Origin of the sequence: Delftia sp. DT-2 (assembly GCF_028401915.1) — a bacterium.
Lineage (GTDB): Bacteria > Pseudomonadota > Gammaproteobacteria > Burkholderiales > Burkholderiaceae_C > Comamonas > Comamonas tsuruhatensis.
This window is the reverse complement of the sequence record NZ_JAQOTI010000003.1, coordinates 479,195-504,780: the sequence shown is the minus strand read 5'-3', so window position 1 is coordinate 504,780 and position 25,586 is coordinate 479,195. Positions and strand designations below refer to the sequence as shown.

Below are 25,586 nucleotides of genomic sequence, written 5' to 3'. Positions count from 1 at the left end.
ACGGCTCGGGCGGCACGGGCCTGGGGCTGGCCATCTGCCGCAAGATCATCGACGCCATGGACGGCACCATCGTGGCCAGCAACCGGCCCGAGGGCGGCTCGCTGTTTCGCATCACCCTTCCCTGCCGCAGCGCATCGGAGACGCGACCGGCGGAGCTGCTGTAGCGGCACCGCCGGCCGGCGCGCCTGCGGCCGGCAAACGGGTGGTGAACAAGTGGCAAACGGGTGGCAACAAATGAGAAAAAGTCTCATTTAGAATGCCAGCACTTCGTCCCGCCCTGCCCGCCTGCCTTTCCTCCCCGCTTGCTTGTATGACACGCCATCCGACTCCTGCCGCCTGGCTGGGCCTGGACCTGCACTGGGCCTATGGCAGCCTGCTGCCCGCCATCTGGCGCAGCACGCGCTGCATCCACCGCGCGCAGGATGTGCTGCATGACGCCTTCGTGCGCTACGCCCTCAGCGGCCGGCACGAAGGCATCGCCCAGCCGCATGCCTACCTGCGCGTGGTGGCGCGCACCGTGCTGGCCGACCAGATGGCGCATGAGCGCCGCTTCGTGCCCCTGCCCGAGCTGGCAGGCGAGGCCGGCGCCGCGCAGCACCCGGTGGCACGCGCGGACGAAATCGCCTTGCAGGAAGCCTTCACGGTGCCTTCGGCCGAGATGCTGGCCGACCTGCAGCAGCGCCTGGGCGCCGTGCAGCGTGTCATCCAGGGATTGCCTGCGCGCTGCCGCGAGGTGTTCTGGCTGTGCAAGGTGGAAGGCCACTCCCAGCCCCAGATTGCCGCCATGCTGGGCATCAGCCTGAACATGGTGGAGCGCCACCTGATGCGCGCCCTGCTGGACCTGCGCGCCGCACGCGAGCTGCTCGCGCCATGAGCACGCCGCGCGAGGAAGCCGCGCGCTGGTTCATACGCATGCACCGGGATGCGGGAGCGCGGCCGGGCGCCGCCGATGCCGCTGCCTGGCGCCGCTGGATGGACGCCGACCCGCGCCACGCCGCCGAATACGCCGCCTTCGAGGCGCTGTGGCAGGACTTCGACTCCACGCCCCGCACCGAGGCCCTGGCCACGGCGGTGGACACCGCCGCACGCCAGCGCCGCAACACACGCAGCAACGCGCGCCGCGCGATCATCACCCGCGGCGTGCTGGGCGTTGCCGGCCTGGGCACGGCGGGCCTGCTGGCATGGCGCGGCTGGCTTGAATGGCAGGACACCACCGTGTTCGCCCTGGCCCGCGACAGTGCGATTGGCGAACGCATCGTGCTGAACCTGCCCGACGCCAGCGTGCTGACCCTGGGACCGGCCAGCCGCATCGCCACGCGCTACACGCGCCGCCAGCGCGCCGTGGTGCTGGAGCAGGGAGAGGCCCTGTTCGACGTGGCCAGGGATGCAGACCGCCCCTTCACCATCGCCGCCGGCCAGGCCCGCATCACCGTGCTGGGCACGCGCTTCACCGTCAACCGCCTGCCGGGACTGGTGCGGGTGAGCGTGGAGCATGGAACGGTGCGTTTGGCGGTGAAAGGTGGTGACGGAGAACCGTCCTTGCTGCTGCAGGCTGGCGAAGTGGGGGAACTGCCGGACGAAAGCGCCGGTGCCGCCCCCGGTGCCGCACCCGGAGCCGATGGCGCCCACGCCAGCCCCCTCCCCCACCGCGTGCAACGCGATGCGCGCGACAGCGTCTCGTCCATCGAACGCGGCCTCATCGTCTTCGACAGCGCCGGGCTGGGCGAGATCGCGGCCACGCTGTCGCGCTGGCGCCGCCAGCCCGTGCGTGCGGCCGTCGCCGACGGCACGGGCGGGCCGCGCATCACGGCCGCCGTGCAGCGCGCCGATGTGGAGAGCTTCCTGGACGCGCTGCCGCGCATCGCCGCCGTGCGCGTGCAGGAGCGCGACGGCGCCACCTGGCTGGCCCCGCGCAGCACGGCGCCGGAAAAAATCCGGAAAAACTGAAAAAAAGCGGCCAACGCACATCAGGGATCCGGCGGGCTGCCCCGTCATACAGGCGAGCACAACCGATACCCAGGAGAACGTTCCCGCCATGCCCGCCCGCCCTCTTTCCTCCCGCCCGGCACGCGACTGCCTGTCCCTGCTCGCCTGCGCGGCGGCCCTGGCCTGCACGCCAGCCCTGGCCGCCCCTGCCGACATCGACCTGCCGGCCCAGCCGCTGGCCGACGCCATCAAGGCCCTGGCGCGCGCCACCGGCACCAGCATCGCGGCCGACAGCGCCCTGCTCGCAGGCAAGTCCGCGCCCGCCGTCCAGGGCCGCCTGGAGCCGGCCGAGGCACTGCAGCGCCTGCTGGCCGGTAGCGGCCTGCAAGCCTCTGCCCAGCCCCGGGGCGGCTGGCTGCTGCGCCCCGCCCCGGCGCGCCCGCAGACCGCGCTGGACGAAGTGCGGGTGACGGCCACGGCCCTGCGCGACGGCCGCACGGAAGGCACGGGCAGCTACCGGGCGCCCTATGCCAGCGCGGCCACCAAGATCGAGCTGACGGCCCGGGAGACGCCGCAGTCCGTATCCGTGATCTCGCGCGCACGGCTCGATGACCAGAACTTCGTGGAGCTCACCGAAGCCGCCAAGGTGGTGCCCGGCATCGTCGTGCGCCGGCAAAGCAGCACGGGCGGGCGCAGCGACATCCTCTCGCGCGGCTACCAGTCCTCCACCTACCAGCTGGACGGTCTCACCGTCAGCGGCAATCCGGCCACCCAGGAAACGCTGGACCTGGCCCTGTTCGACCGGGTCGAGGCCCTGCGCGGGCCGGCCGGGCTGTTCTCGGGCGCGGGCGAGCCCAGCGTCATGCTCAACCTGGTGCGCAAGCGCGCCCTGCCGGACTACCAGGGCCAGGGCGCCATCGGCCTGGGCTCGCGGGGGCGCAAGCGGGCCGAGGTGGATGTCACCGGAGCGCTGTCCGAAGATGGCCGCCTGCGTGGCCGGGTGGTGGCGCTGCACGAGAACTTCGGCAGCCCCGTGATGGCCATGGACGGCCACAAGCAGGCCCTGTACGGCACGGTGGAGCTGGACGTCACTTCCCAAAGCACGGTCTCGGTGGGCGCCACCTGGCAGCGCGGCCGGGGCAACTACGACACCGGCCTGCCCGCCCACGCCGACGGCAGGCTGGCCCCCATTCCGCGCGACGTGGCCATTGCCGCCGACTGGGGCCGCGCCGCGCCCGAATCGCTGGCCGGCTTCATCGAGTCGGAGACGCGGCTCGACGGCGGCGGCCTGTTCAAGCTGGCCGCCCGCCGTGTGCTGCGCCAGCAGCGCGACAAGTACATCAACGGCTACTCGGCCGTCTCTGACACCGGCATCAGCCGCTTCACCCAGGCCCAGACCGTGGACCGCGACTACGCCGACACCACGGCCGACATCTACTACAGCACGCCCTGGCAATGGGCCGGGCAGACGCACCATTTCATCGCGGGCGCGGACTACCGCAGCTCCAACATGCACCTGCGCATGCTGCGCGGCGCCATGAACACGCCGGCCGACCTGTTCCACTACGACCCCTCCTCCATCCCCGAGCCCAGCTTCAAGCCCTTTGCCGACGACATTACGCGCACCAGCCTGCGCGGCGTCTACGGCCAGTTGCGCATCAAGCCCACGCAGGCCCTCACCCTGGTGGCGGGCGCGCGCAAGAGCTGGTGGAAGACAGAAACCTCGGATCGGCTGCAGAACACGCGCTCGGGCTACGAGGTCGATGGCCAGTTCACGCCCTTCGCCGCCGTGCTCTTCGATCTGAACGACAGCTGGACGCTCTACGCCAGCCAGTCGCGCATCTTCCAGCCGCAAAGCGGGCGCCTGGCCGGTGGCGGCCAGATCGCCCCGCGCGAGGGCCGGCAGGTGGAGGCCGGCATCAAGGGCAGCCTGCTGGACGGACGCCTGAATGCCACCGCCGCCATCTACCGCATGCAGGACACCAACCGCGCGCTGGCCGACCCCGCCGATGCCGCCTTCGTCATCCCCGCAGGCAAGGTGCGCTCCGAAGGCTTCGAGGCCGAAGTGGTCGGCTCGCTGTCGCCGCGCTGGGACGTGGCGGCCAGCTACGCCTACATGCGCTCCAAATACCTGCAGGGCACCGTCACGCAGACGGGCACCGATTTCAGCACCATGTCACCGCGCCACAGCGTGAACCTGTGGGCGCGCTACCGCGTGGCAGGCCCCGTGGCCCAGGGGCTGGAGCTGGGCGCGGGCGTGCGCGCCGTCAGCGAGTTCTACGACACCCTGGGCACCGTGCGCTGGCGCGCGGGCGGCTACGGCGTCTGGTCCGTCTACGCCGCCTACCCGCTCACCCCCCAGGTCAAGCTGGCCGTGAACATCGACAACCTCTTCGACCGCGTCTACTGGGAGCGCGTGGGCACGGCCACGCGCAGCAACTACTACGGCCTGCCGCGCAGCATCATGGTCACGCTGCGCAGCAGTTTCTGATCCCGTCGCCACAGGGCGTGCGCAGCACAAGGCTGCCGCGCGCCCTGCCTGCCGCGCAGGCATTCGACACATCGACACCATCGAATGATTTCTCACAAATAATTCAATAGATCCACACAATGCATGGATTTACGCTTGTGTCCATTGCCGGCAGCCGCCGCCAGCCAGGACACCAGCCATTGCCATGCAAGACCGTTTTCTGATCGAGCGCATCGAGGCGCGGATCCTCGACATTCCCACCATCCGCCCGCACAAGCTGTCGTTCGGCTCCATCAGCCGGCAAAGCCCGGTGATCGTGCAGCTGTGGCTGCGCAACGGGGCCACGGGCTTTGGCGAGGCCGCCACCATCGGCGGCCCGTCGTGGAACGAGGAATCGCCCGAGAGCATCCACCATGCCATCGCCAACCACCTGGCGCCCAGCCTGATCGGCCAGGACGGCGCGCGCTTCGAGGCCTGCCTCTCGCGCATGGACCTGGCCTGCAAGGGCAATGCCTTTGCCAAGAGCGCCGTGGAAATCGCGCTGCTGGACGCCGTGGCGCGCAGCCTGCAGTTGCCCGTGTGGCAGTTGCTGGGCGGCAAGCAGCGCGACAGCCTGCCCCTGGCCTGGACGCTGGCCAGCGGCGACATCGAGCGCGACCTGGCCGAGGCCCAGCTGCGCCTGGAACAAAAGCGCCACCGCATCTTCAAGATGAAGATCGGCGCGCGCACGCCCGAGGCCGATGTGGCCCATGTGAGCGAGATCGCACGCGGCCTGCAGGGACGCGCCACGCTGACCGTGGACGTCAACCAGGCCTGGGACGGCGCCACGGCGCGGCGCTTTCTGCCGCAATTGATCGATGCCGGCGTGACCCTGATCGAGCAGCCCGTGGCCGGCTGGAACGTGCCCGCGCTGCGCGAGCTGACCGCCACGCTGCACGGCGCCCTGGTCATGGCCGACGAGAGCGTGTGCACGCCCTACGACGCCATGCGCCTGGCGCGCGAGCAGGCCAGCCACGTGTTCTCGCTCAAGGTGGCCAAGCACGGCGGCCTGCTGCGCACGCGCAAGGTGGCGGCCATTGCCCAAGCGGCCGACATCGGCTGGTACGGCGGCACCATGCTGGAGACCTCGATCGGCTCGGCCGCCTCGGCCCATGTCTTTGCCACGCTGGGCGGGCAGCACTACAACTGCGAGCTGTTCGGCCCCCAACTGCTGGTGGACGACATCGTCACCGAGCGCATGGCCATCCGCGACTTCGAGCTGCAACTGCCCGACGGGCCCGGCCTGGGCTTGGAGATCGACCTGCAGCAGTTGGCGCGCTTCGACCGCGCGCTGGCCGGCAGCCAGCCGCAGCACTTCGACATGGGGCAGGCCCGGACCGGGGCTGCGACCTGAATTCCTTTCATTCCTCCTGGAGACAAACATGCTTTATCTGGTCCGCATGGACGTGAAGATCCCCCACGACCTGCCCGCCGACGTGGCAGCCGAGATCAAGGCCCGCGAGAAGGCCTATTCCCAGCAGCTGCAGCACGACGGCCGCTGGCCCCACATCTGGCGCGTGGTCGGCGAGTACGCCAACTACAGCGTGTTCGACGTGGCCTCCAACGACGAGCTGCACGAGCTGCTGCAGGGCCTGCCGCTGTTCCCCTACATGGACATCCAGGTCACGCCGCTGGCAAAGCATCCCTCGGCCATCGCCTGAGCACAGCCCAAACCAAGACCAAATTTTTCGGAGACAACTGAAGTGAATGTGAAACGCCGTTTTCTGACCGCCGCAGCCGCAGGCCTGTGCCTGTCCGCCGTGATGCCCGCCGCCCATGCGCAGGCCCCCGAGGCCAACTGGCCCAGCAAGCCCATCCGCTGGATCGTGCCCTTCCCGCCGGGCGGCGCCATGGACGCCATTGCGCGCACCCTGGGCGAGAAGGCCGGCCGCACGCTGGGCCAGCCCTTCGTGATCGAGAACCGTCCCGGCGCCGGCGGCAATATCGGCGCCGACTTCGTGGCCAAGCAGCCCGGCGACGGCTACACGCTGATGATCACCTCCATCGGCATGGCCACCAACAAGCCGCTGTACCGCAAGCTCAGCTACGACCCGATCAAGGACTTCGCCCCCGTGGGCGTGCTGGCCGTGGTGCCCAACATCCTGGTCACCAACTCCACCCAGCCCAACGTCAAGAGCGTGGCCGACGTGGTGGCCGCCGCCAAGGCCTCGCCCGGCAAGCTGACCTATGCCTCGGCCGGCAACGGCACCTCCATCCACCTGGCAGGCGAAGTGTTCAACTCGCTGGCCGGCGTGGACATCCTGCACATCCCCTACAAGGGATCGGGCCCGGCCGTCTCCGACCTGCTGGGCGGACAGGTCAACTACATGTTCGACTCCATCACCTCGGCGCGCCCGCACATCCAGTCGGGCAAGCTGCGCGCCCTGGCCGTGACCACGGCCAAGCGCTCGTCCAGCATGCCCGACGTGCCCACCATGGAAGAGGCCGGCATCAAGGGCTACGAGGTCTCGCCCTGGTTCGCCGTCTTCATGCCCGCCAGCACGCCGCCGGCCATCGTCAAGAAGCTCAACCAGGTCTTCGTGGCCGAGATGAAGCAGCCCGACGTGCTCGAACGCTTCAAGGCCATCGGCGCCGAAGTCGTGGGCTCCACGCCCGAGGAAGCGGCCAGGCACCTGCAGGCCGAGTCCGTGCGCTGGACCAAGGTGATCACGGAGCGCAACATCAGCATGGACTGAGCGCTTCTCTTTTCCAGGACATCCCATAAAACCACGAGGAGACAAACATGTCCGAACTGTCCCAGGACCAGCTGCTGAATCTGGTCAACAGCAAGCAGATCGCCCCTGGCAGCGACCGCGTGCGGGCGCTGACCCAGCGCATCGTCAGCGACCTGTTCCACACCATCGACGAGATGGATGTCACGCCCGACGAGTTCTGGGCCGCCGTGGACTGGCTGGGCCGCCTTGGGAGCAGCGGCCAGTTGGGCCTGATCACGGCAGGCCTGGGCTTCGACCGGCTGCTGGACATCCGCAGCGACGAGGCCGATGCGCGTGCTGGCCGTGCGGGCGGCACGCCGCGCGCCATCGAAGGCCCGCGGTTCGTGGCCGGTGCACCGCTGTCGCAAGCGGAGGCGCGCCTGGACGAGGGCGAACCCCAGGGCGAGGTCTTCGTGATGGAAGGACGGGTGCTGGATCTTGACGGCCGGCCTCTGCCGCATGCGCTCATCGATGTCTGGCATGCCAATGTCCAGGGCGGCTACTCGCACTTCTTCCCGGGCATGAAGCCCTACGAGCTGCGCCGCCGCATAGAAGCCGACGACCAGGGCCGCTACCGCTTTAGCAGCTATGTGCCGCCCGGCTACTCCATACCGCCGGACAGCCCCACCTCGGAACTGTTCGACGCGCTGGGACGCCACGGCCATCGACCCGCCCACATCCACTTCCTCGTGGTTGCACCCGGCATGCGCACGCTGACCACCCAGGTCAACCTGCCCGGCGATACCTACCTGGACGACGACTTCGCCTTCGCCACGCGCGACGGCCTGATCGTCGAGCTGGAGCGCGGCGTGGCGCCGGCCGGCTATGAGTCGCTGGGCGTGAACGCGCCTTTCGTCCGCACGCGCTTCGACTTCGTGCTGCAGCCCGCAGTCAGCGAAGGCGAGTCCTTGCCGCTGACACGCATGGAGCGTGTGCGCGCCTGAGGCTCCGCCACCTTCCGGGGCCTTCCGGCCTGCCATTTTTTTCGCTTCGTCCGTTCCACAGCAGGCCGCCCCCTTGGAGTGCGGCCTGCTTCACCGTATCCGCTTCCCACACCATGTCCAGCCTGCATCGCATCGCCGCAACCCTGCTGACCGCCACCGTGGCCCTCGTGCCCGCCCTGGGCCACGCCCAGGCTCCGGCAGCCTTTCCTTCCAAGCCGGTGAACATCGTCGTGCCCTACGCGGCCGGCGGCCCCGTGGACAACCTGGCACGCGCGCTGGCCACGCGCCTGAACAAGGTCTGGTCGCAACCCGTGGTCATCCTCAACCGCACAGGCGCCAACGAGATCATCGGGGCCGAGTACGTGGCCAAGAGCGCACCCGACGGCTACACGCTGTTCGCCGCGACCGAAGCGTCGCTGACCATGAACCCGCACCTGTACAGGAAGCTGCCCTACAACCCGCAAAAGGACTTCGCCCCCATCTCCCGCCTGATCAGCGTGCCCATGGTCTTCTTCGTGCCCCAGAGCTCCAAGGCCGGCACGCTGCAGGAGTTCATCGCTCAGGCACGCCAGGCAGGCAAGACCAAACCGCTGACCTATGGCTCATCGGGCGCGGGCGGCATCGTGCACCTGCCGCTGGCCATGTTCGCCAAGCAGGAAGGGCTGGAGATGGTGCACGTGCCCTACAAGGGCGCCGCACCGCTGATCCCCGAAGTCATCGCCGGCCAGATCGACGCAGCGGTGCTGGGCGTGTCGGTGATCGAGCAGCACATCAAGTCGGGCAAGCTCAAGGCCCTGGCCGTGTCCTCGGAGACACGCAGCATCGCCCTGCCGGATGTGCCCACCTTCAAGGAAGCCGGGGTGCGCGACATCCAGGCTGTCTTCAACATCGGCCTGCTGGCACCGGCTGGAACGCCGGCGCCCCTGGTGGAGAAGATCGCCGCCGATGTGCGCCGCGTGCTGCTGGAGCCCGAATTCCGCAAGACCCAGGTGGACGCGTTCTCTTACGTGGCCGTGGCCTCCAGCCCCGCCGAATACCGCGACTTCCTGGCGCGCGACTACCAGGTGCAGGGCGAGCGCGTGCGCACCTCGGGCGCCTCGCTGGATTGAACCGGACGGAGTCCGTTCAGCTCTGGACTGCGGTGCGCTTGGCAACCACGTGCACCGCAGCCGCAGGCCTGCGCCCCCAGTTCATCAGCGCCGTGCCGGCCACGGCCATGCCGCCGCCCAGCACGATGCTGGCATCGATGCTCTCGCCCAGCCACAGCGCCGACAGCGCCACGCCGATCACGGGCACCAGGGTGATGTAGCCCGAGGCCGCACCCGCGCCCAGCGCCTTGACGCCGTCGAAGTACCAGGCATAGGCAAGCGCCGTGGCGCCGAAGGCCAGGAAGGCCAGCGCGCTCCAGGCGGTTGCGTTGCCAAGCACGGCAGCCTGCAGGCCGGCCGGCCCTTCCACCACCAGGCTGGCCACCAGCAGCATGGCCGCGCCCATGGTCGAGGTCACGGCCGTGGCCGACAGCGCATCGACACCCGTGAGCAGCCAGCGGCCGATCAGGGTGTAGGTCACCCAGCACACCACGCAGCCCAGGATCAGCAGCTCGCCGGCGCCCACCGATCCCCGCAGCAGCGCCAGCGGCTGGCCATGCGAGATCACCACCACGGCGCCGTAGGCCGCCAGCGCCATGCCCAGGGCAATGGTGCGGTTGAGCCGCTCGCCGAACAGCCAGACCGCCAGCGCCAGCGTGAGCACGGGGTTGAGCGTGATCACCAGGGCCGCCTTGCCGGCCGGCACATGCTGCAGCCCCATCAGGAAAAAGGCCGCATAGCCGAACACGCCCGTGGCGCCGGCGGCCGCCATGCCCAGCCAGCGTTTGGCGCTCCAGTGCCTGAGACCGGCCATGCCGCCGGCCCAGTACAGCCAGGGCAGCAGCACGGCGGCGGCCAGCAGGAAGCGCAGGCTGGCGGCTGCCAGCGGCGGCATGTTCTGTGCCACCACGCGGCCCGCAGGCCAGGAAGCGCCCCACAGCAGGGCCATGCCGACAAGCCGCAGGTGGGGACCGAAGAAGCGTTGAAAATTCATGGCGCGTACTATGTGCTCATATCGATTCATAGACAAATGAGCGAATGCTCATGACCTGGACACCGTGATCCCATGACCTTCACCCAGCTCGAAGTGTTCGCGGCACTGGCCCGCGCCGGCAGTTTCTCGCGCGCGGCCGCGCTGCTGGGCATTACCCAGAGCGCCGTCAGCCATGCCCTGCGCGCGCTGGAAGGCGAGCTGCAGGTGCAGTTGGTGCACCGCGAAGGCCCCCACTCCCCGCTGACCGACGCAGGCACGCGGCTGCTGCAGCGCGCCAACGACATCCTCCAGCAAAAGGAGGCCTTGCGGCAGGAGGCCGATGCCGAGCGCGGCATGGCGCGCGGCACGCTGCGCGTGGCCTCGTTCGGCGCCACCTCTTCACTGCGGCTGCTGCCCCCGCTGATCACCGAGTACCGGCGCCGCCAGCCCGCCGTGCTGGTGCAGATCGACGAGCAAAACGACGACACCGTGGTCAAGTGGCTGCTGGAGCGGCGCGTGGAGATCGGCTTCGTCGTGCTGCCCGACGAGCGCTTCGAGACCGTGCCCCTGGTGGAAGACGAACTGGTGGCGCTGCTGCCCGCATCGCACCGGCTGGCGGCCCAGCGCAGCATCCGCGCCGCCGACCTGCAGGGCGAGGCCTTTGTGCGCACCTCGGCCGGGTCGGGCGCACACATCGACCGCTTCCTGGCCGAGGCCGGCGCCCAGCCTGCGGCCATCTACCACTTCGAGCAGATGTCCTCCATGCAGGGCTTCGTGGCCCAGGGCCACGCCATCGCCATTGCCGCACGCCTGGCCGTGCCCGAGCAGGCGCCCGAAGGCATGGTCTACCGCAGCCTCTCGCCCCGCCAGCGCCGCGTCACCGGCCTGGCCGTGCGCAGCATGGAACGGCTGTCGCCGGCCGCTGCCGGCTTTGTGGAGCTGGCGCGGGAGATGGCGAAGAAGAAGCGGTTTGGCTAAGCCTGCGCCGCCGACGGCAAGGTCAGCGGATGCAGCACCAGCGCCTCGCGCACGATGGGCTTGAGCGCCTGGGCCTCGTCGGGGCTGGCCAGCACGCGGGCCAGTTCGGCGCGCATGCGGGGCTCCCAGAATTTGCGGATGTGTTCGGCAATGCCCTGCAGGGCCTCGTCGCGCTCGGGCATGGCCTCGAAGAACTCGCCGATGCGGTTGGCCATGCGGACCAGGTTCGCGCTGTCCATCACTTGCCTCCCGCCACGGCCATGCTGCCTGCCTGCGCGGCTTGCAACAGGCCGATCTGCTCTTCATGCATGCGCGCAAAGCCGCGCTGCCAGTCGGACGGCTGGGCGTGCTGGGGGACGGGCAGCACCTGCACGGCCGTGACCTTGTATTCGGGGCAGTTGGTGGCCCAGTCGGAGCTGTCGGTGGTGATGACGTTGGCGCCCGATTCGGGAAAGTGGAAGGTGGTGTAGACCACGCCGGGCTGTATGCGCTCGGTGACGGTGGCACGCAGCACGGTCTCGCCCGCGCGGCTGGCGATGCCGACCCAGTCGCCATCGCGTATGCCGCGGTCCTCGGCGTCATGCGGATGGATTTCCAGCCGGTCCTCGCTGTGCCAGTGGCTGTTGTGCGTGCGCCGGGTCTGGGCGCCCACGTTGTACTGCGACAGGATGCGGCCCGTGGTCAGCAGCAGCGGAAAGCGCTGGGTGACCTTCTCGTCGGTGGCCACGTACTGGGTGATGATGAAGCGGCCCTTGCCGCGCACGAAGCGGTCCCTGTGCATGATGGAAGTGCCGGCCTCTTCGGTGCTGTCATTGCAGGGCCATTGCACGCTGCCCAGCCGGTCGATCTTGTCGTAGTTCACGCCCGCGAAGCTGGGCGTGAGCGCGGCGATCTCGGCCATGATCTCGCTCGGGTGCGTGTAGTGCATGGCGTAGCCCAGCGCATTGGCCAGCAGCTGGGTGACTTCCCAGTCGGCATGGCCGGCCAGCGGCGCCATGACCTTGCGCACGCGCGAGATGCGGCGCTCGGCATTGGTGAAGGTGCCGTCCTTTTCGAGGAAAGAGGCGCCCGGCAGGAAGACATGGGCGTACTTGGCGGTTTCGTTGAGGAAGATGTCCTGCACCACCACGCATTCCATGGCCGAGAGCGCGGCCGTCACATGCTGGGTGTTGGGGTCGGACTGCACGATGTCCTCGCCCTCGCAGTACAGGCCCATGAAGCTGCCGGCCAGGGCCGCCTCGAACATGTTGGGAATGCGCAGGCCGGGCTCGGGGCTGAGCGCCACGCCCCAGGCCCCCTCGAACTCGGCGCGCACCGTGCTGTCCGAGATGTGGCGGTAGCCGGGCAGCTCATGCGGGAAGGAGCCCATGTCGCAGGAGCCCTGCACGTTGTTCTGGCCGCGCAGCGGGTTCACGCCCACGCCCTCGCGGCCCACGTTGCCCGTGGCCATGGCCAGGTTGGCAATGCCCATGACCATGGTCGAGCCCTGCGCATGCTCGGTCACGCCCAGGCCGTAGTAGATGGCCGCGTTGACGGGGCGGCCCGCTGGGTGGTTCTCGGCGCCCAGCGCATACAGGCGCGCGGCGCCGCGCACGAGTTCGGGAGCGACCCCGGTGACCTCGGCCATGGCCTCGGGCGAGTTCTCGGGCCGGGCCACGAATTCCTTCCACTGCGCGAAGGACTTGGCATCGCAGCGCTCGGCGATGTAGCCCTCGGCCAGCCAGCCTTCTGTGACGATGACATGGGCCAGCGAGGTGATCATGGCCACGTTGGTGCCGGGCCGCAGTTGCAGGTGGTAGTCGGCGCGGATGTGGGGCGACTTGACGAGCTCGATCTCGCGCGGGTCGATGACGATGAGCTTGGCGCCCGCACGCCGGCCGTCGCCGCGCAGGCGCTTTTTCATGCGCGAGCCGAACACCGGGTGCGCGGCCGTGGGATTGGCGCCGATGACCATGACCACGTCCGTGTGCTCGATGGACTTGAAGGTCTGCGTGCCGGCCGAGGTGCCATAGGTCTGGCCCAGGCCATAGCCCGTGGGCGAGTGGCACACGCGCGCGCAGGTATCGACGTTGTTGTTGCCGAAGGCCGTGCGCACCAGCTTTTGCACCAGGTAGGCCTCTTCGTTGGTGCAGCGCGAGGAGGTGATGCCGCCAATGGAATCCTTGCCGTGCTTGGCCTGGATGCGGCGGAACTCGCGGGCCGTGTGGGCAATGGCCTCTTCCCAGCTCACTTCGCGCCAGGGGTCGGTGATCTTCGCGCGGACCATGGGCCGGGTGATGCGGTCCTTGTGCGTGGCATAGCCCCAGGCAAAGCGGCCCTTGACGCAGGCATGGCCCTCGTTGGCCTGGCCGTCCTTCCAGGGCACCATGCGCACGACCTGCTCGCCCTTCATCTCGGCCTTGAAGCCGCAGCCCACGCCGCAGTAGGCGCAGGTGGTGATGGCGCTGTGCCCGGCCTGGCCCAGCTCGGTCACGGTCTTTTCCTGCAGCGTGGCCGTGGGGCAGGCCTGCACGCAGGCGCCGCAGCTGACGCAGTCGCTGTCCATGAAGCTGCCGCCCTGCCCCGCCGTGACGCGCGAGTCGAACCCCCGGCCCGAGATGGTCAGCGCAAAGGTGCCCTGCGTCTCCTCGCAGGCGCGCACGCAGCGGTTGCAGACGATGCACTTGCTGGGGTCGTAGCTGAAGTACGGGTTGGAGACATCGACCTCGGCGCGCGCCTGGCCCTTGAAGTGGTTGGCGCCGTCGAAGCCGTAGCGCACCTCGCGCAGGCCCACGGTGCCGGCCATGTCCTGCAGTTCGCAGTCGCCGTTGGCGCTGCAGGTCAGGCAGTCCAGCGGATGGTCGGAGATGTACAGCTCCATCACGCCGCGGCGCAGCTCCTGCAGTTGCGGGCTTTGCGTGCGCACCTTCATGCCCGGCTCGGCCGGCGTGGTGCACGAGGCCGGAAAGCCCTTGCGGCCTTCGATCTGCACCAGGCACAGGCGGCAGGAGCCGAAGGGCTCCAGGCTGTCGGTGGCGCACAGCTTGGGCACGCTGACGCCGCCTTCCATGGCCGCGCGCATCAGCGAGGTGCCCTCGGGAACGCAGACCTCGCGGCCGTCGATCTCCAGGGTGATCAGGCGTTCGGACGGGCTGGCGGGCGTGCCCCAGTCGGCTTGCTTCAAATGGTCGAGCATGGTGTTCTCCGTTCAGGCAGCCGCTGCGGCCGTGGTGGACTCGATGCCGAAGTCCTGGGGGTAGTGGTTCAGCGCCGAGCGCACGGGATACGGCGTCATCCCGCCCATGGCGCACATGGAGCCGTGCTGCATGGTGTCGCACAGGCTTTCCAGCAGGGCCACTTGGCCGGCGTGGCCGGCGTGGGCAGCAGGGTCGGTGCCGGCGCGCACGATGCGGTCGATGACCTCCACGCCGCGCGTGGAGCCGATGCGGCAGGGCGTGCACTTGCCGCAGGACTCGATGGCGCAGAACTCCATGGCATAGCGCGCCAGCTGCGCCATGTCGGCCGTGTCGTCGTGCACGACGATGCCGCCGTGCCCCACCACATTGCCCTTGGCGGCATAGGCCTCGTAGTCCAGCGGCGCATCCCAGTCGGCCGGCGCCACATAGCTGCCCAGCGGGCCGCCCACCTGCACGGCCTTGATGGCGCGGCCGGTGGCCGTGCCGCCGCCGAAGTCTTCCACCAGCTCGCGCAGGCTCAGGCCGAAGGCCTTTTCCACCAGGCCGCCGCGCGCAATGTTGCCGGCCAGCTGGAACGGCAGGGTGCCGCGCGAGCGGCCCATGCCGAAGCCCTGGTAGAAGGCCGCGCCGCGCGCCAGGATCAGCGGCACCGTGGCCAGCGTGATCACGTTGTTGATCACCGTGGGCCGGCCCCACAGCCCCGCTATGGCCGGCAGCGGCGGCTTGGCGCGCACGATGCCGCGCCGCCCCTCGATGCTCTCCAGCATGGCCGTTTCCTCGCCGCAGACATAGCTGCCCGCGCCCTTGCGCACCTCCATGTGGAAGGCCCGTCCGCTGCCGGCCACGTCGCGGCCCAGCCAGCCTGCGGCCTCGGCGCGCGCAATGGCTTCGCGCAGGGTGGCGATGGCATGCGGATACTCGCTGCGCACATAGACCAGGCCCTGCGTGGCGCCCACGGCCAGGCCAGCAATGGCCATGCCTTCGATCAGCGTGTAGGGATCGCCTTCCATCAGCAGCCGGTCGGCAAAGGTGCCCGAGTCGCCCTCGTCGGCGTTGCAGGCAATGTACTTTTGCGGCCCCGCTGCGGCGGCCACGGTCTTCCACTTGATGCCGGCCGGAAACGCCGCACCGCCACGGCCGCGCAGGCCCGAATCCAGCACCTCCTGCACGATGGCCGCGGGCTCCATGCGCGCCGCGCGCTCCAGCCCCTGCCAGCCGCCATGGGCTGCGTAGTCGGACAGGTCCAGCGGGTCGATGACGCCCACGCGCGCAAAGGTCAGGCGCTCCTGGCGCGCCAGGTAGGCAATGGCCTCGGTCAGTCCATGGCACAGCGCATGGCTGCCGCCCTGCAGCATTCCGGCATCGATCAGCCCCGGCACCGCATCGGCCGTGACCGGGCCGTAGGCCACGCGGCCTTCAGGCGTCTCGACTTCCACCAGGGTTTCCAGCCACAGCAGGCCGCGCGAGCCGTTGCGCACGATCTGCACCTGAAGGCCGCGCGCCTCGCACTCGCGCTGCAGGGCGCCGGCCACGGCGTCGGCCCCCAAGGCCAGCGCGGCGGCATCGCGGGGCACATAGACACGCACGCCGGGGCCTGCCCCTGCCCCTGCCCCTGCATGCGCAGGCTGCGCCACCGGCTCGCCGGCCTGCTCCGGCTGGCGGCATTGCGCGATGAGTGCATCCAGGCCGTTGGCCGAGACATGCGCATGGGGCTGGCCATCGAGCATCACGGCAGGCGATGACGCGCACAGGCCCAGGCAGTAGACCGGCTCCAGCGTGACGGCGCCATCGGCACTGGTTGGATGCCCATGCCCATGCCCACTCGATCCGCAGCCCAGCGCCTGGCCTGCGTGGGCGAGCAGCGCGTCCGCACCGCGCGACTGGCAGGCCTCGGCGCGGCAGACCTGCAGCACATGGCGGCCCGCTGGCGTGCTGCGGAAATGGGGGTAGTAGGAGATGACGCCATGCACCTCGGCACGCGAGAGGTTCAGCGCATCAGCGATGCGCGGCACGGCGGCTTCGGGGATATGGCCCAGCATGTCCTGCACGGCGTGCAGCAACTCGATCAGGGGGCCGGGGCGCCGGGCATGGACGGCAATGGCGTGCTCGACGGCCTCGCGCTCATGGGCGCCGAGTGCGCTGCCGGCAACAGCGGCATTGAGGACGGCAATGGGAATGATCTTCCCTTGTGTGGCTGGCATGGGTGTCCCTGCTGGCTTTCGTTGTGGGGAGCGGCGCGGTCCGGTCCGCTGGCGCTTTGTCTCTCATGCCATTTCAAGGCCTGCCGGGCCAGCCGTCAAATTCAAACGGATGATTGCGCCATTCAATCGGCAAATGAGCCGCCGGGCAGTGCTGCGCCTGCTGCCCCGGGTCTTGCGGATGCCGCAGCCAGCGCGGGTTTGCGCCACTTGGCAAATGCTCCCGGCTTGTCGCAAATCACACGGTATTTGGTGTGAATTTTGATAAGCTCACGCGCACCATGAACCACCCGCCATCAGCCATGACGCCACAGGATGGCTATCATTTTTCAGACCAGATCGGCCACCTGCTGCGGCGTGTCTATCAGCGCCACACTGCACTCTTCCAGCAATACATTCCCGACTCGCAGCTCACGGCCGCGCAATTCGTGGTGCTGTGCTCCGTGCGCGACAACAGCGGCAGCTCGCTGGCCGACATTGTCAAGGCCACCGTGATCGACCAGGCCACCATCCGCGGCGTGGTGGACCGGCTCAAGCAGCGCGAACTGGTGCAGGTGGACCATGACCGCATCGACCGCCGCAAGGTCGTCATCAACCTCACCGAGGCCGGCCAGGACCTGGTGCGCGACATGGAGCCCTTCGCCAAGCAGATCACCGAAAGCACCTACGGCAAGCTCAATCCGGCCGAGCGCCTGGCGCTGGATTTTTTGCTCAAGAAGATGCTGGAAGGTGGCGAGGCGGATTGAAGAGCCCCTGTTTTCATGGGGATGGGTGCCTGGCGATTTCAAAGAGCGGGGGCCCTCGCCGTCAAAGCCCCATCAACCCAGGCAGTGCCTTTGCGCACGACCTGTAGCAAAGAAAAAACAGATTCTCACGCCCATCTTCTGGGTAGAGATATCCGGCACCTGCTGCATTGATGCTCCACCCATAGACCACGCCATTGCGCCGCAGCTTCCCACTGAAGGCGCAAGGCAGAATGATCGATTCATAGTGGAAGGTGGAGAAGGAAACCTCGGTTGCCGTGGAGAAATAACGGATGACATCCTTGGGCCGCAGCGCAATTTTCTCGCAGCCCATGGTTTGCCCTTCTCCGACCGAACGATGGATCGAGCCGATCAAAACCACTGGTTCTTCCTGGTTGCCCATCGCCTTTCGGGGAGCGACCAGCACTGAAAGGCAGAGCACAGCCAGGATTGCCGTGGCGACCAGGCCATGCCTGCGATAGCTGCCATTCAATGACATGAGAACAAGGCTCCGCTGAAGATATGGCGCAGCGAATTGCTTGCGCCAGGAGCAGTCATTGTGTCGCATGGACCGGTTGAGCTCACAGGAGCTTCAGTCCATGGAAGTTCTCCAGCAAATCGGACAATCCGCACGCCCTGCCTTCGAAAAAGGCCTGATCCCCATTTGGGGACCCCATGAAAAAAGGCCTGCTTGCGCAGGCCTTTTCCATTCGGAGTTCTTTCTCGGCGTCAATCCAGCGCCCGGTTGCGCGATTCCACATCCACGGCCCAGATCGACAGGGCGCCGCCCACCAGCATGGCGGACAGCACGGCCAGCGCCAGGGTGAAGTGGGTGGCCATGATGGGCGCAATGATGGCCGGGGCGAACAGGCCGCCGAAGCGCGCCACGGCGCCGGCCATGCCCATGCCGCTGGCACGCAGGTCGGTGGGGTAGACCTCGGGGGTGAAGGCATACAGCGCGCCCCAGGTGCCCAGCAGCGAGAAGCTCATCAGCAGGGTGGAGCCGATGACCACGAAGGGCGACGAGCCCAGGCTGTAGAACATGCAGCCGACGGCGCTGAGCAGCAAAAAGCCGATCAGCGTGGGCTTGCGGCCCCAGCGTTCCACGCCATAGGCCGACAGCGCAAAGCCGGGCAGTTGCACCAGGGCCAGCACCACCAGGAAGACCTGGCCGCGCATGAAGGCGAAGCCCTCGCTGCTGAGCTTGACGGGCAGGTAGACGAAGACACCGTAGTAGGCGATGGAGATCAGCGCCCAGGCCAGGAACAGCGAGAGGCTGCGGCGGCGCAGGCCGCCGTTGAACAGCGCGAGTATGGACTTGCGCTCCTGCTTTTCAGGCTGCAGCGCGGGGATGTCCGCCGTGGTGCCGTTGACCTTGGCCACCCGCTGCAGCACCTTGCGCGCTTCCTCGGACTTGCCGTTGCGGTTGAGGAACATGGGCGACTCGGGGATGTAGAAGCGCAGCACCACGCCGATCAGCGCCGGCAGTCCGGTCACGAAGAAGATCACGCGCCAGGCATCGTCACCCCAGGACACGGCCACCAGCGCCAGGATGGCCAGGAAGATGGTGCCCACGGCCCAGAACGATTCCAGCAGCACCAGCCAGCGGCCGCGGCGGTCGCTGGGCAGGAACTCGGCCATCATGGTGTAGTCCACGGGCAGCGTGCCGCCCACGCCGATGCCGGTGATGAAGCGCAGCACCAGCAGCCAGGCGAACTCGGGCGCAAAGGCCGAGGCCACGCCCGCGAAGGCATCGATCACCACGGCCATCATCAGCACCGGGCGGCGCCCGATGCGGTCGGCCAGGCGGCCGAAGACGAAGGCACCGATCAGCATGCCGATGAAGAAGAAGGTGCCGGTCTGCAGCGCCTCGGGCACGGTCTTGCCGAAGGTCTTGGCAATGGACGGCGCGCTGAAGCCGATGGACAGCACCTGCATGGCGTCGGCCAGCCAGACCAGCCCGAAGATGACGAACAGCCGATATTGGAACTTGCCGACACCCGCTGTCTGGATGCCTTTTTCCACCGAAATGTATGTAGATGACATGCAGGGACTCCTTTTCTAGCCATCGCAATTGTTGAATCTGTCTTTTCCCAGGCAAGGCCGTTCAGCTTGTGTTGCCGTCTCCTGCCGTGCCTTCCACCCTTCACACATCCGGAGCGAACCGCTCCCTCGGCGCCATCTCCATGGCCCGATGAAAAAATTCAGGATGTCGGTCTCTGCATCCGGGCGATGGGCGCATTGCGGACAGGCTGCACATCGACAGCGCCGTCCGTTGTTGCCCATCACCCGTCCCCAGCATCAGATGTCAGGACCCAGGCCCTGGAGAGATTCCAGGGCAAGGTGTCCATATCCGCGGCATCGCCCATGCCGCCGCCCATTGCTGCCCATTGCCGCCCTCAGTGCGCATGCGCCTGTGCCTGCATGCGCAGCCGGTTAATCGTCTTCGTGTCGTCTGGCCAAGCTTTTTCCTCCGGTGCAAATCGTTCGCGCAAATATCCGAGCAGGTCCGCGATCTGCCTGTCGTCCAGGCTGTCCCCGAAGCCGGGCATGTAGCCCAGCGCATCGTCGGCCGGCGCCTGTATGCCGTTCAGGATCACCTGGACCAGGTTGTCGGGGCTGGCCGCATGCAGGTTGGTGTTCAGGGCCAGCTGCGGCTTGACGCCGAACAATGTGGGACCGCTGCCCGCCTCATGGCAGACCGCGCAGGCGTTCTGGTAGATGCGCTCGCCATTGGCGTGGCGGTCCAGGGCCCTGGCAGGTGGCGCCGCAGGCGCCGCCGCCTGCACGGCGGCCGGCGCCGGTGCCGGCATGGCCGGGGCGGCCTGGGTGGCCTGTGGTGCCTGTGGGGCCTGGCCCGGCAGTTCCATCAGGTAGGTGGCCATGGCGCGCACATCGGCTTCGGGCAACTGGGCCAGGCCGTGGATGACGGGCGCCATGGGGCCGGCCGCCACGCCATGGCGGGCCGAGAAGCCGGTGCGCAGGTATTGGTACAGCTCTTCGCGGCTCCAGGGCAGCTTGCCGCCGGCCAGTTGATTGAGCGCGGGCGCCGTCCAGCCTTCGGCCTCGCCGCCGCCCAGGTAGTGGATGCCGGTCTTTTCGGCACCCAGCGCATTGCGCGGCGAGTGGCAGGCCGCGCAGTGGCCCGCGCCTTCGACCAGGTAGGCGCCCCGGTTCCATTCGGCGCTGCGCGCGGGGTCGGCCTTGAACGGCGTGGCGTCGTGGAACAGCAGGTTCCAGCCCGCCATGGCCGGGCGCAGGTTGTAGGGGAAGGCCAGCTGCGTCTCGGGCGCCTTGGCCTTCACGGCGGGCTGGGACATCAGGTAGCCGTAGAGGGCCTGCAGGTCGCCATCGCTGAGCTTGGCGAAGGCCGTGTACGGGAAGGCCGGGTACAGCTGGCGCCCATCCTGGTGGATGCCGTGGCGCATGGCCCGCTCGAAGGCCGCGTAGGACCAGCGGCCGATGCCGGTTTCGTTGTCGGGCGTGATGTTGGTGGAGTAGATGGTGCCGAACGGCGTCTCCAGCCCGAAGCCGCCGGCATTGGCCGCGCCGCCCGGGGCCGTGTGGCAGACCACGCAGTCGCCCGCAGCCGCCACCAGGCGGCCGCGCTCCAGGGCCTGCGGCGAGTACAGGGACACATCGGGCCCGTCGGTCAGCGGCAGGGCCGGCTTCAGCGGCCAGGCCATGGCCGCCATGCCGGCAAGGCCTGCGGCGCCTGCGGCCAGCCAGCCCCAGCCACGGCCGGGCCGCGCCGCACCGGGCTTGCCGACACCCTCGCCCGCCAGGGCCAGGCGCAGCTGCTCGGGCTGGAAGGGCACTTCGCGCAGGCGCACGCCTGTCGCATGGTGAATGGCGTTGGCAATGGCGGCGGCGGCGGGCAGCGTGGCCACGCCATCCAGCGCCAGATTGCCCTGGCGGACGACCGCGATATCGCCGGGCGCACGCTGCGCCAGGTCGGAGCCGGGCTTGGCGATCACATCGAAAGAAGCAGCGGAAGCTGTGGACCCTGCCCAGTCGTCAAAAGCGGGGGCCGCGCCCAGCAGCCGGCGCGCGTCGGCCAGCAGTTGCGGGTCCTGCTGGACGATCTCGGGCCGCGTGCTGGCGGCCTGCGCCGCCTGCATGCTGCGGTTGTCATGGCCGGCCACGACGCGGGTCACTTCGATCTCGCCCGTTTGCGGGTGCACGGCCACCTCGGCCACCCAGGCGCTCCAGGCATGGAGGTCGGCGCCCTGCGCATCCAGGGTCTGCAGCTGGGCGGTGGCAAAGCCCCGGCCCAGCAGGCGGCCGTCGGCCCCCTGGTGGGATGGCGCCTGCTGCGATGCCTGCGCACGCTCGGCCACCTGCCGGGCCAGATCGCGCACCGGGCCTTCGGGCAGGTGCTGCAGCCGCCATTGCAGCGGGTCACGGCCCTGGTCCAGCGCCTGCTCATGCCAGTGGCTTTCGCGGGCAAAGACCTGGGCGGCATTCAGATCATCGACGCCGGCATGCCGCAGGCTGGCGGCCAGCCTGCGTTCATGCACTTCGCCGGCATCGAGCACGGTGGCCAGGGCCGCGGCGCGCGCCAGCTCGGGCTGGCTCAACAGGCGCGCCATGCTGGGGCGCACGGCCCAGGGCGTGTCGGACAGCAGCAGGTCTGGCTGCGGCGATGCATTGCCCGGCTGAGGCTGCACCACCGTGTCGGCTTCAAGCCCTTGCGAAGGCCGCGCATGCACGCTCAGCACCAGCTCCCGGCTGTCTGCGCTGCCCGCAGCAGTCCAGGCCTCGCAGGCCACGCTGACAGGCCGGCCCACGGCCTGGGACAGCAGGGCCGCATCGGCCGCTGCGTCCATGAGATCCAGCACATGCGGGGTGCCGGCCGCCGTGGCCGGCAGGCTGAACAGCCGCAGCGCGGACTCGGGGCATTGCAGCAATGCGGCCAGTTCGCGGCCGATCATCTGCCGCACGCCGGCGTCGCAGGGCGGCAGCCAGACGCTGGCATGGCCGTCCAGGCACCACACGGCTGCGCGTGCGGCACCCTCGCAAGACACGGGCGCCGCCATGCGCCAGACATAGCGGCCGGCATCGGGCAGGTCGGCCTTGCCAGCCTTGTCGGCTCTGTCGGCTCTGTCGGCAGCACGGGGCGCGCTGGCGGCCCTGGCTTCCTGCCGGTCGTCCCAGGCAGGGGCCAGGCTGGCAGCGGCCTGCCGGGCATGGACAGGCGCCACGGCCACCACGCCCAGAAAATGCCCGCGCTGCACCGCGGCCACCACGCCAGCCATGGCCTGGGCGTCCTGCAACCGTGCATGCAGGGGCACGCTGCCCCGGTAGCGCAGACCGTCCCAGGCCGCGACGGGCGGGCGCAGCGCCAGGCCGTGCAGCAGGTCGGAAGGCAGGGCGGGAGTGTTGCCGGCCGGGCTCATGGCTGGACCTCGCCCGCGCTGGAAGATGGAAAACCGGAGGGTGCCTGCAGCGCGGCGCGTTGCGCACGCAGCTGCACGGCGCGCAGGGCGGCCTGCATGATTTCCACATGCGTGCCGCAGCGGCACAGGTTGTGGTGCAGCTCGTTGCGCAGCTCCTGCTCGGTGGGATTGGGGTTGCGGCGCAGCAGGGCCTCCACGGTCATGATCATGCCGTTGAGGCAGTAGCCGCACTGGGCCGCCTGGCAGTCGATGAAGGCCTGCTGCGTGGGGCCGGGGCACTGGCGCGAGCCCAGGCCTTCCAGCGTGGTGACCTCGCGGCCCACGGCCGCCCGCACGGGGATCACGCAGGAACGCGCGGCCACGCCATCGATCAGCACCGTGCAGGCGCCGCATTCGCCCAGGCCGCAGCCGTACTTGGGCCCGTTCAGCTCCAGGTCATTGCGCAGCACATGCAGCAGCGCCGTCCCGGGCGCTGCCGGCACCTCGCATGCGCGTGCATTGACCTGCAGGCGGATGGGGTGGGGGGTACTGCTTGGATGGACTGGGGTTCCCATGGGACGAGGCTCTTGCAACTTGGCTGCGGTTCAGGATGTCGGCGTTCTGCGGCCGGACAGGAGTGGGGGGATTCCCTCCCCTCCCCTCGTCCGGCAAGGCAGCGAGTATCAGGCCGCTGCCTTGACCTTGGGCTCGACCAGGGGCACGTTGAACACGTCGTAGCCGAAGCACCAGGACGGATCTTCGTTGGTGCGCAGCCAGGTGTTGTCGTGCGAGATGCGCTGCACCTTGCTGGCGCGCTCGGCACGGTTGGCTTCGTACAGGGCGAAGGCCAGCTCATGGTTGTGCGCGCCGACTTCCTTGAGGCAGCGCGCCAGCATGGCGCCGTCCTCGATGGCCATGGCGGCGCCCTGGGCCATGTGGGGCTTCATGGGGTGGCAGGCATCGCCCAGCAGCACCAGGCGGCCACGGCTCCACAGCGGCAGCGGATCGCGCTCGAGCAGCGACCACTTGGTCACTTCCACGGTGGCGTCGATCAGTGCCTGCACGGTGGGATGCCAGCCCGAGAAGGCCTCGCGCATCTCTTCCTTGCTGCTGGGCAGCCAGCGGTCGTTGAGGTCCCACTTCTCGACGGGCACGCCGGTCACGTAGTACAGCTCGTCGGCCTTGCCGGTGACGAAGTAGGTCATCATGTGGCGGTCATCGCTCCACCACTTCACGCAGGCGTCGAAGGGCAGCATGCCGGCCTTGACTTCGGGCGTGGGAAACACGGCGCGGTGGGCCAGGTAGCCCGCGTACTTGGGCAGCTCGGGGCCCAGCAGTTCCTCGCGGATGCGGGAGTTCACGCCATCGGCGCCGATGACGATGTCCGCCTCCTCGGTCGTGCCGTCGGCAAAGTGCATGACGACCACATTGCCGCGATCCTCCACCTTGGTCAGGAACTTGCCGTAGGCCATCACGCTGTCGGGCAGGGCCTCGACCAGCAGCGCATGGAAGTCGCCACGGTGCACGGTCAGGTAGCTGGCGCCGTATTCCTTGACGGCGTAGTCGCCCAGCGGAATCTGGGCCAGCACGTCGCCCGTCTGCCAGTGGCGGCTGTACCAGTAGTCGGGATGCGAGCCCTGCTCGTTGAGCGCGTCCTCGATGCCGATGCGGCGCAGGATCTTCATCACATTGGGCCCGACATGGATGCCGGCTCCCAGGCGCGAGAAGCTGGGCGCCTGCTCATAGACGCGGACATTGAAGCCTTCCTGGAGCAGCAGCTTGGCAGCTGCAGCCCCGCCGAGACCGGCGCCGACAACGGCGATTCGAGGGGATTGAGACACAGTTTTCTCCTTGCAGGAATGTTGAAAGCCAGACGGGGCAACCGTTGCTTCGGCGCGTCCTTGCAGGGTGTACAGCAGGAAGCGTGCCAGGCAACAAAACACTTAATTCAGGTGTATGCGCTTGAATTTTTCAAATCGATGCATGCACCATAGGGCGGCAGAATAAATTGAAGTTCGCCATTTTTGGTGCAATTTCTGCACCAAATCAGTACAAACCCCGAGAAAATTCTCATTTGCAAGGCGGCACGTCTTTTGCAAGAATAAAGCGTACACACTCAGTTGATTCTGATCAGAAACCCTCGAAACTTCGCAAAGGCAAGTCCATGACCAAAACGTTCCGCATCGGCCAGATCGTCCCCAGCTCCAACACCACCATGGAGACCGAGGTGCCGGCCATGCTGCAGGCCCACTCCACGCTGCGCCCGCAGGACCGCTTCACCTTCCACTCCAGCCGCATGCGCATGAAGAAGGTCCAGAAGGAGGAACTGGCCGCCATGGACGCCGAAAGCGACCGCTGCGCGCTGGAGCTGAGCGACGCGCGCGTGGACGTGCTGGGCTATGCCTGCCTGGTGGCCATCATGGCCATGGGCAAGGGCTACCACCGCGTCTCGCAGCAGCGCCTGACCGAGCGCACGGCCAGCAATGGCGCCACCGCCCCGGTGATCACCAGCGCCGGCGCGCTGGTGGAAGCGCTCAAGGTCATGGGCGCCAAGAAGATCGCCCTGGTGGCGCCCTACATGATTCCGCTGACCCAGCTGGTCATGGACTACGTGGCCGCCGAAGGCTTCGAGATCGTGGACTGGCGCGCGCTGGAGATCCCCGACAACCTGGACGTGGGCCGCCACGACCCCGCCAAGCTGCCCGGCATCGTGGCCGGCATGAACTACGCCGACGCCGACGTGATCGTGCTGTCGGCCTGCGTGCAGATGCCCTCGCTGCCGGCCGTGGCCCAGGTCGAGGCCCAGACCGGCAAGCCCGTGCTGACCGCCTCCATCGCCACCACCTATGCCATCCTCAAGGAACTGGGGCTGGACCCCGTGGTGCCGGGCGCGGGTGCGCTGCTGTCGGGCGCCTACCCCTACGACACCGGCACCAGCGCAGCCAAGGCCTGAGGAACA

General features: G+C 68.6%; 21 protein-coding genes. 12 read left to right on the top strand and 9 right to left on the bottom strand.

Features of this window, described 5'->3' with window-relative positions; all coding sequences use genetic code 11:
* From PO605_RS07270 to PO605_RS07230, 9 genes are all read left to right on the top strand, one after another.
* Positions 1–164, top strand: a 164-nt coding sequence (locus PO605_RS07270; protein WP_272206206.1) for an ATP-binding protein, incomplete at its 5' end; no start/stop codon positions are given.
* A 146-nt stretch (positions 165–310) separates the two neighbouring features.
* Positions 311–874 (top strand): RNA polymerase sigma factor, encoded by a 564-nt coding sequence (locus PO605_RS07265; protein ID WP_047217939.1) that lies wholly within the window; start codon positions 311–313, stop codon positions 872–874.
* The gene (locus PO605_RS07260) at positions 871–1,947 is read left to right on the top strand and encodes a FecR family protein (protein ID WP_272206203.1); all 1,077 of its coding nucleotides are present in this window, start codon (positions 871–873) and stop codon (positions 1,945–1,947) included. The genes PO605_RS07265 and PO605_RS07260 overlap by 4 nt, the downstream gene beginning before the upstream one ends.
* An 88-nt stretch (positions 1,948–2,035) precedes the next feature.
* The gene (locus PO605_RS07255; RefSeq protein WP_272206202.1) at positions 2,036–4,417 is read left to right on the top strand and encodes a TonB-dependent siderophore receptor; all 2,382 of its coding nucleotides are present in this window, start codon (positions 2,036–2,038) and stop codon (positions 4,415–4,417) included.
* 184 nt (positions 4,418–4,601) lie between these two features.
* Entirely contained in the window at positions 4,602–5,789 is a 1,188-nt protein-coding gene (locus PO605_RS07250; protein ID WP_047471469.1) for a muconate cycloisomerase family protein, read from the top strand.
* A 28-nt stretch (positions 5,790–5,817) separates the two neighbouring features.
* The gene (gene catC, locus PO605_RS07245; RefSeq protein ID WP_046984478.1) at positions 5,818–6,096 is read left to right on the top strand and encodes a muconolactone Delta-isomerase; all 279 of its coding nucleotides are present in this window, start codon (positions 5,818–5,820) and stop codon (positions 6,094–6,096) included.
* Positions 6,097–6,138: 42 nt separating this feature from the next.
* Entirely contained in the window at positions 6,139–7,131 is a 993-nt protein-coding gene (locus tag PO605_RS07240; protein WP_046984479.1) for a Bug family tripartite tricarboxylate transporter substrate binding protein, read from the top strand.
* Between the two features lie 47 nt (positions 7,132–7,178).
* A complete protein-coding gene (locus PO605_RS07235) occupies positions 7,179–8,093 on the top strand; it encodes a dioxygenase family protein (protein ID WP_047471466.1) in 915 nt (304 codons plus the stop codon).
* A gap of 113 nt (positions 8,094–8,206) precedes the next feature.
* Positions 8,207–9,202 carry a Bug family tripartite tricarboxylate transporter substrate binding protein gene (locus PO605_RS07230; protein ID WP_012203791.1) on the top strand — a complete coding sequence of 332 codons (996 nt, stop codon included), beginning with the start codon at positions 8,207–8,209 and terminating at the stop codon, positions 9,200–9,202.
* Positions 9,203–9,218: 16 nt separating this feature from the next.
* Here the strand turns inward: PO605_RS07230 and PO605_RS07225 are convergent, their stop codons facing one another.
* Complete coding sequence (locus PO605_RS07225; protein WP_272206201.1) at positions 9,219–10,175, bottom strand: DMT family transporter; 957 nt, start codon at positions 10,173–10,175, stop codon at positions 9,219–9,221.
* Positions 10,176–10,247: 72 nt separating this feature from the next.
* Here PO605_RS07225 and PO605_RS07220 point away from each other — a divergent pair, with 72 nt between their 5' ends.
* Positions 10,248–11,132 carry a LysR family transcriptional regulator gene (locus tag PO605_RS07220; RefSeq protein WP_047471462.1) on the top strand — a complete coding sequence of 295 codons (885 nt, stop codon included), beginning with the start codon at positions 10,248–10,250 and terminating at the stop codon, positions 11,130–11,132.
* On the opposite strand, the gene PO605_RS07215 is transcribed toward PO605_RS07220, so the two are convergent.
* Genes PO605_RS07215 through PO605_RS07205 form a run of 3 tightly spaced genes read right to left on the bottom strand, consistent with a single transcriptional unit; the run spans position 11,129 to position 16,509 of the window.
* Positions 11,129–11,371: a formate dehydrogenase subunit delta gene (locus PO605_RS07215; RefSeq protein WP_013803888.1), complete on the bottom strand. Its 243-nt coding sequence runs from the start codon at positions 11,369–11,371 to the stop codon at positions 11,129–11,131. The two genes, PO605_RS07220 and PO605_RS07215, sit on opposite strands and share 4 nt — an antisense overlap.
* The gene (fdhF, locus tag PO605_RS07210) at positions 11,371–14,307 is read right to left on the bottom strand and encodes a formate dehydrogenase subunit alpha (protein ID WP_047471460.1); all 2,937 of its coding nucleotides are present in this window, start codon (positions 14,305–14,307) and stop codon (positions 11,371–11,373) included. Before fdhF ends, PO605_RS07215 begins: the two co-directional genes overlap by 1 nt.
* 12 nt (positions 14,308–14,319) lie before the next feature.
* Positions 14,320–16,509: a formate dehydrogenase subunit gamma gene (locus PO605_RS07205; RefSeq protein ID WP_047471457.1), complete on the bottom strand. Its 2,190-nt coding sequence runs from the start codon at positions 16,507–16,509 to the stop codon at positions 14,320–14,322.
* 299 nt (positions 16,510–16,808) lie between these two features.
* Here PO605_RS07205 and PO605_RS07200 point away from each other — a divergent pair, with 299 nt between their 5' ends.
* The gene (locus tag PO605_RS07200; RefSeq protein ID WP_016449026.1) at positions 16,809–17,252 is read left to right on the top strand and encodes a MarR family winged helix-turn-helix transcriptional regulator; all 444 of its coding nucleotides are present in this window, start codon (positions 16,809–16,811) and stop codon (positions 17,250–17,252) included.
* 61 nt (positions 17,253–17,313) lie between these two features.
* Here PO605_RS07200 and PO605_RS07195 read toward each other — a convergent pair whose 3' ends face one another.
* From PO605_RS07195 to PO605_RS07175, 5 genes are all read right to left on the bottom strand, one after another.
* Positions 17,314–17,748, bottom strand: a complete 435-nt coding sequence (locus tag PO605_RS07195) for a hypothetical protein (protein ID WP_052195781.1) — start codon at positions 17,746–17,748, stop codon at positions 17,314–17,316.
* Positions 17,749–17,978: 230 nt separating this feature from the next.
* Entirely contained in the window at positions 17,979–19,295 is a 1,317-nt protein-coding gene (locus tag PO605_RS07190) for an MFS transporter (RefSeq protein WP_026062635.1), read from the bottom strand.
* Between the two features lie 353 nt (positions 19,296–19,648).
* Positions 19,649–22,648 (bottom strand): c-type cytochrome, encoded by a 3,000-nt coding sequence (locus PO605_RS07185; RefSeq protein WP_272206200.1) that lies wholly within the window; start codon positions 22,646–22,648, stop codon positions 19,649–19,651.
* The gene (locus PO605_RS07180; protein ID WP_047474625.1) at positions 22,645–23,202 is read right to left on the bottom strand and encodes a (2Fe-2S)-binding protein; all 558 of its coding nucleotides are present in this window, start codon (positions 23,200–23,202) and stop codon (positions 22,645–22,647) included. Before PO605_RS07180 ends, PO605_RS07185 begins: the two co-directional genes overlap by 4 nt.
* 108 nt (positions 23,203–23,310) lie before the next feature.
* Positions 23,311–24,468, bottom strand: coding sequence for an FAD-dependent monooxygenase (locus PO605_RS07175; protein WP_016449030.1), 1,158 nt, complete (start codon positions 24,466–24,468; stop codon positions 23,311–23,313).
* 323 nt (positions 24,469–24,791) lie between these two features.
* On the opposite strand from PO605_RS07175, the gene PO605_RS07170 reads away from it, so the two are divergent.
* Positions 24,792–25,580: a maleate cis-trans isomerase family protein gene (locus tag PO605_RS07170; protein ID WP_012203777.1), complete on the top strand. Its 789-nt coding sequence runs from the start codon at positions 24,792–24,794 to the stop codon at positions 25,578–25,580.
* Positions 25,581–25,586: the final 6 nt, after the last annotated feature.

Excerpts from the sequence above, each read along its gene's own strand:
- PO605_RS07265 (WP_047217939.1), top strand. The coding sequence starts at position 311 with ATGACACGCCATCCGACTCCTGCCGCCTGGCTGGGCCTGGACCTGCAC.
- PO605_RS07260 (WP_272206203.1), top strand. The coding sequence starts at position 871 with ATGAGCACGCCGCGCGAGGAAGCCGCGCGCTGGTTCATACGCATGCAC.
- PO605_RS07255 (WP_272206202.1), top strand. The coding sequence starts at position 2,036 with ATGCCCGCCCGCCCTCTTTCCTCCCGCCCGGCACGCGACTGCCTGTCC.
- PO605_RS07250 (WP_047471469.1), top strand. The coding sequence starts at position 4,602 with ATGCAAGACCGTTTTCTGATCGAGCGCATCGAGGCGCGGATCCTCGAC.
- catC (WP_046984478.1), top strand. The coding sequence starts at position 5,818 with ATGCTTTATCTGGTCCGCATGGACGTGAAGATCCCCCACGACCTGCCC.
- PO605_RS07235 (WP_047471466.1), top strand. The coding sequence starts at position 7,179 with ATGTCCGAACTGTCCCAGGACCAGCTGCTGAATCTGGTCAACAGCAAG.
- PO605_RS07230 (WP_012203791.1), top strand. The coding sequence starts at position 8,207 with ATGTCCAGCCTGCATCGCATCGCCGCAACCCTGCTGACCGCCACCGTG.
- PO605_RS07225 (WP_272206201.1), bottom strand. The coding sequence starts at position 10,175 with ATGAATTTTCAACGCTTCTTCGGTCCCCACCTGCGGCTTGTCGGCATG.
- PO605_RS07220 (WP_047471462.1), top strand. The coding sequence starts at position 10,248 with ATGACCTTCACCCAGCTCGAAGTGTTCGCGGCACTGGCCCGCGCCGGC.
- PO605_RS07215 (WP_013803888.1), bottom strand. The coding sequence starts at position 11,371 with ATGGACAGCGCGAACCTGGTCCGCATGGCCAACCGCATCGGCGAGTTC.
- fdhF (WP_047471460.1), bottom strand. The coding sequence starts at position 14,307 with ATGCTCGACCATTTGAAGCAAGCCGACTGGGGCACGCCCGCCAGCCCG.
- PO605_RS07205 (WP_047471457.1), bottom strand. The coding sequence starts at position 16,509 with ATGCCAGCCACACAAGGGAAGATCATTCCCATTGCCGTCCTCAATGCC.
- PO605_RS07200 (WP_016449026.1), top strand. The coding sequence starts at position 16,809 with ATGACGCCACAGGATGGCTATCATTTTTCAGACCAGATCGGCCACCTG.
- PO605_RS07195 (WP_052195781.1), bottom strand. The coding sequence starts at position 17,748 with ATGTCATTGAATGGCAGCTATCGCAGGCATGGCCTGGTCGCCACGGCA.
- PO605_RS07190 (WP_026062635.1), bottom strand. The coding sequence starts at position 19,295 with ATGTCATCTACATACATTTCGGTGGAAAAAGGCATCCAGACAGCGGGT.
- PO605_RS07185 (WP_272206200.1), bottom strand. The coding sequence starts at position 22,648 with ATGAGCCCGGCCGGCAACACTCCCGCCCTGCCTTCCGACCTGCTGCAC.
- PO605_RS07180 (WP_047474625.1), bottom strand. The coding sequence starts at position 23,202 with ATGGGAACCCCAGTCCATCCAAGCAGTACCCCCCACCCCATCCGCCTG.
- PO605_RS07170 (WP_012203777.1), top strand. The coding sequence starts at position 24,792 with ATGACCAAAACGTTCCGCATCGGCCAGATCGTCCCCAGCTCCAACACC.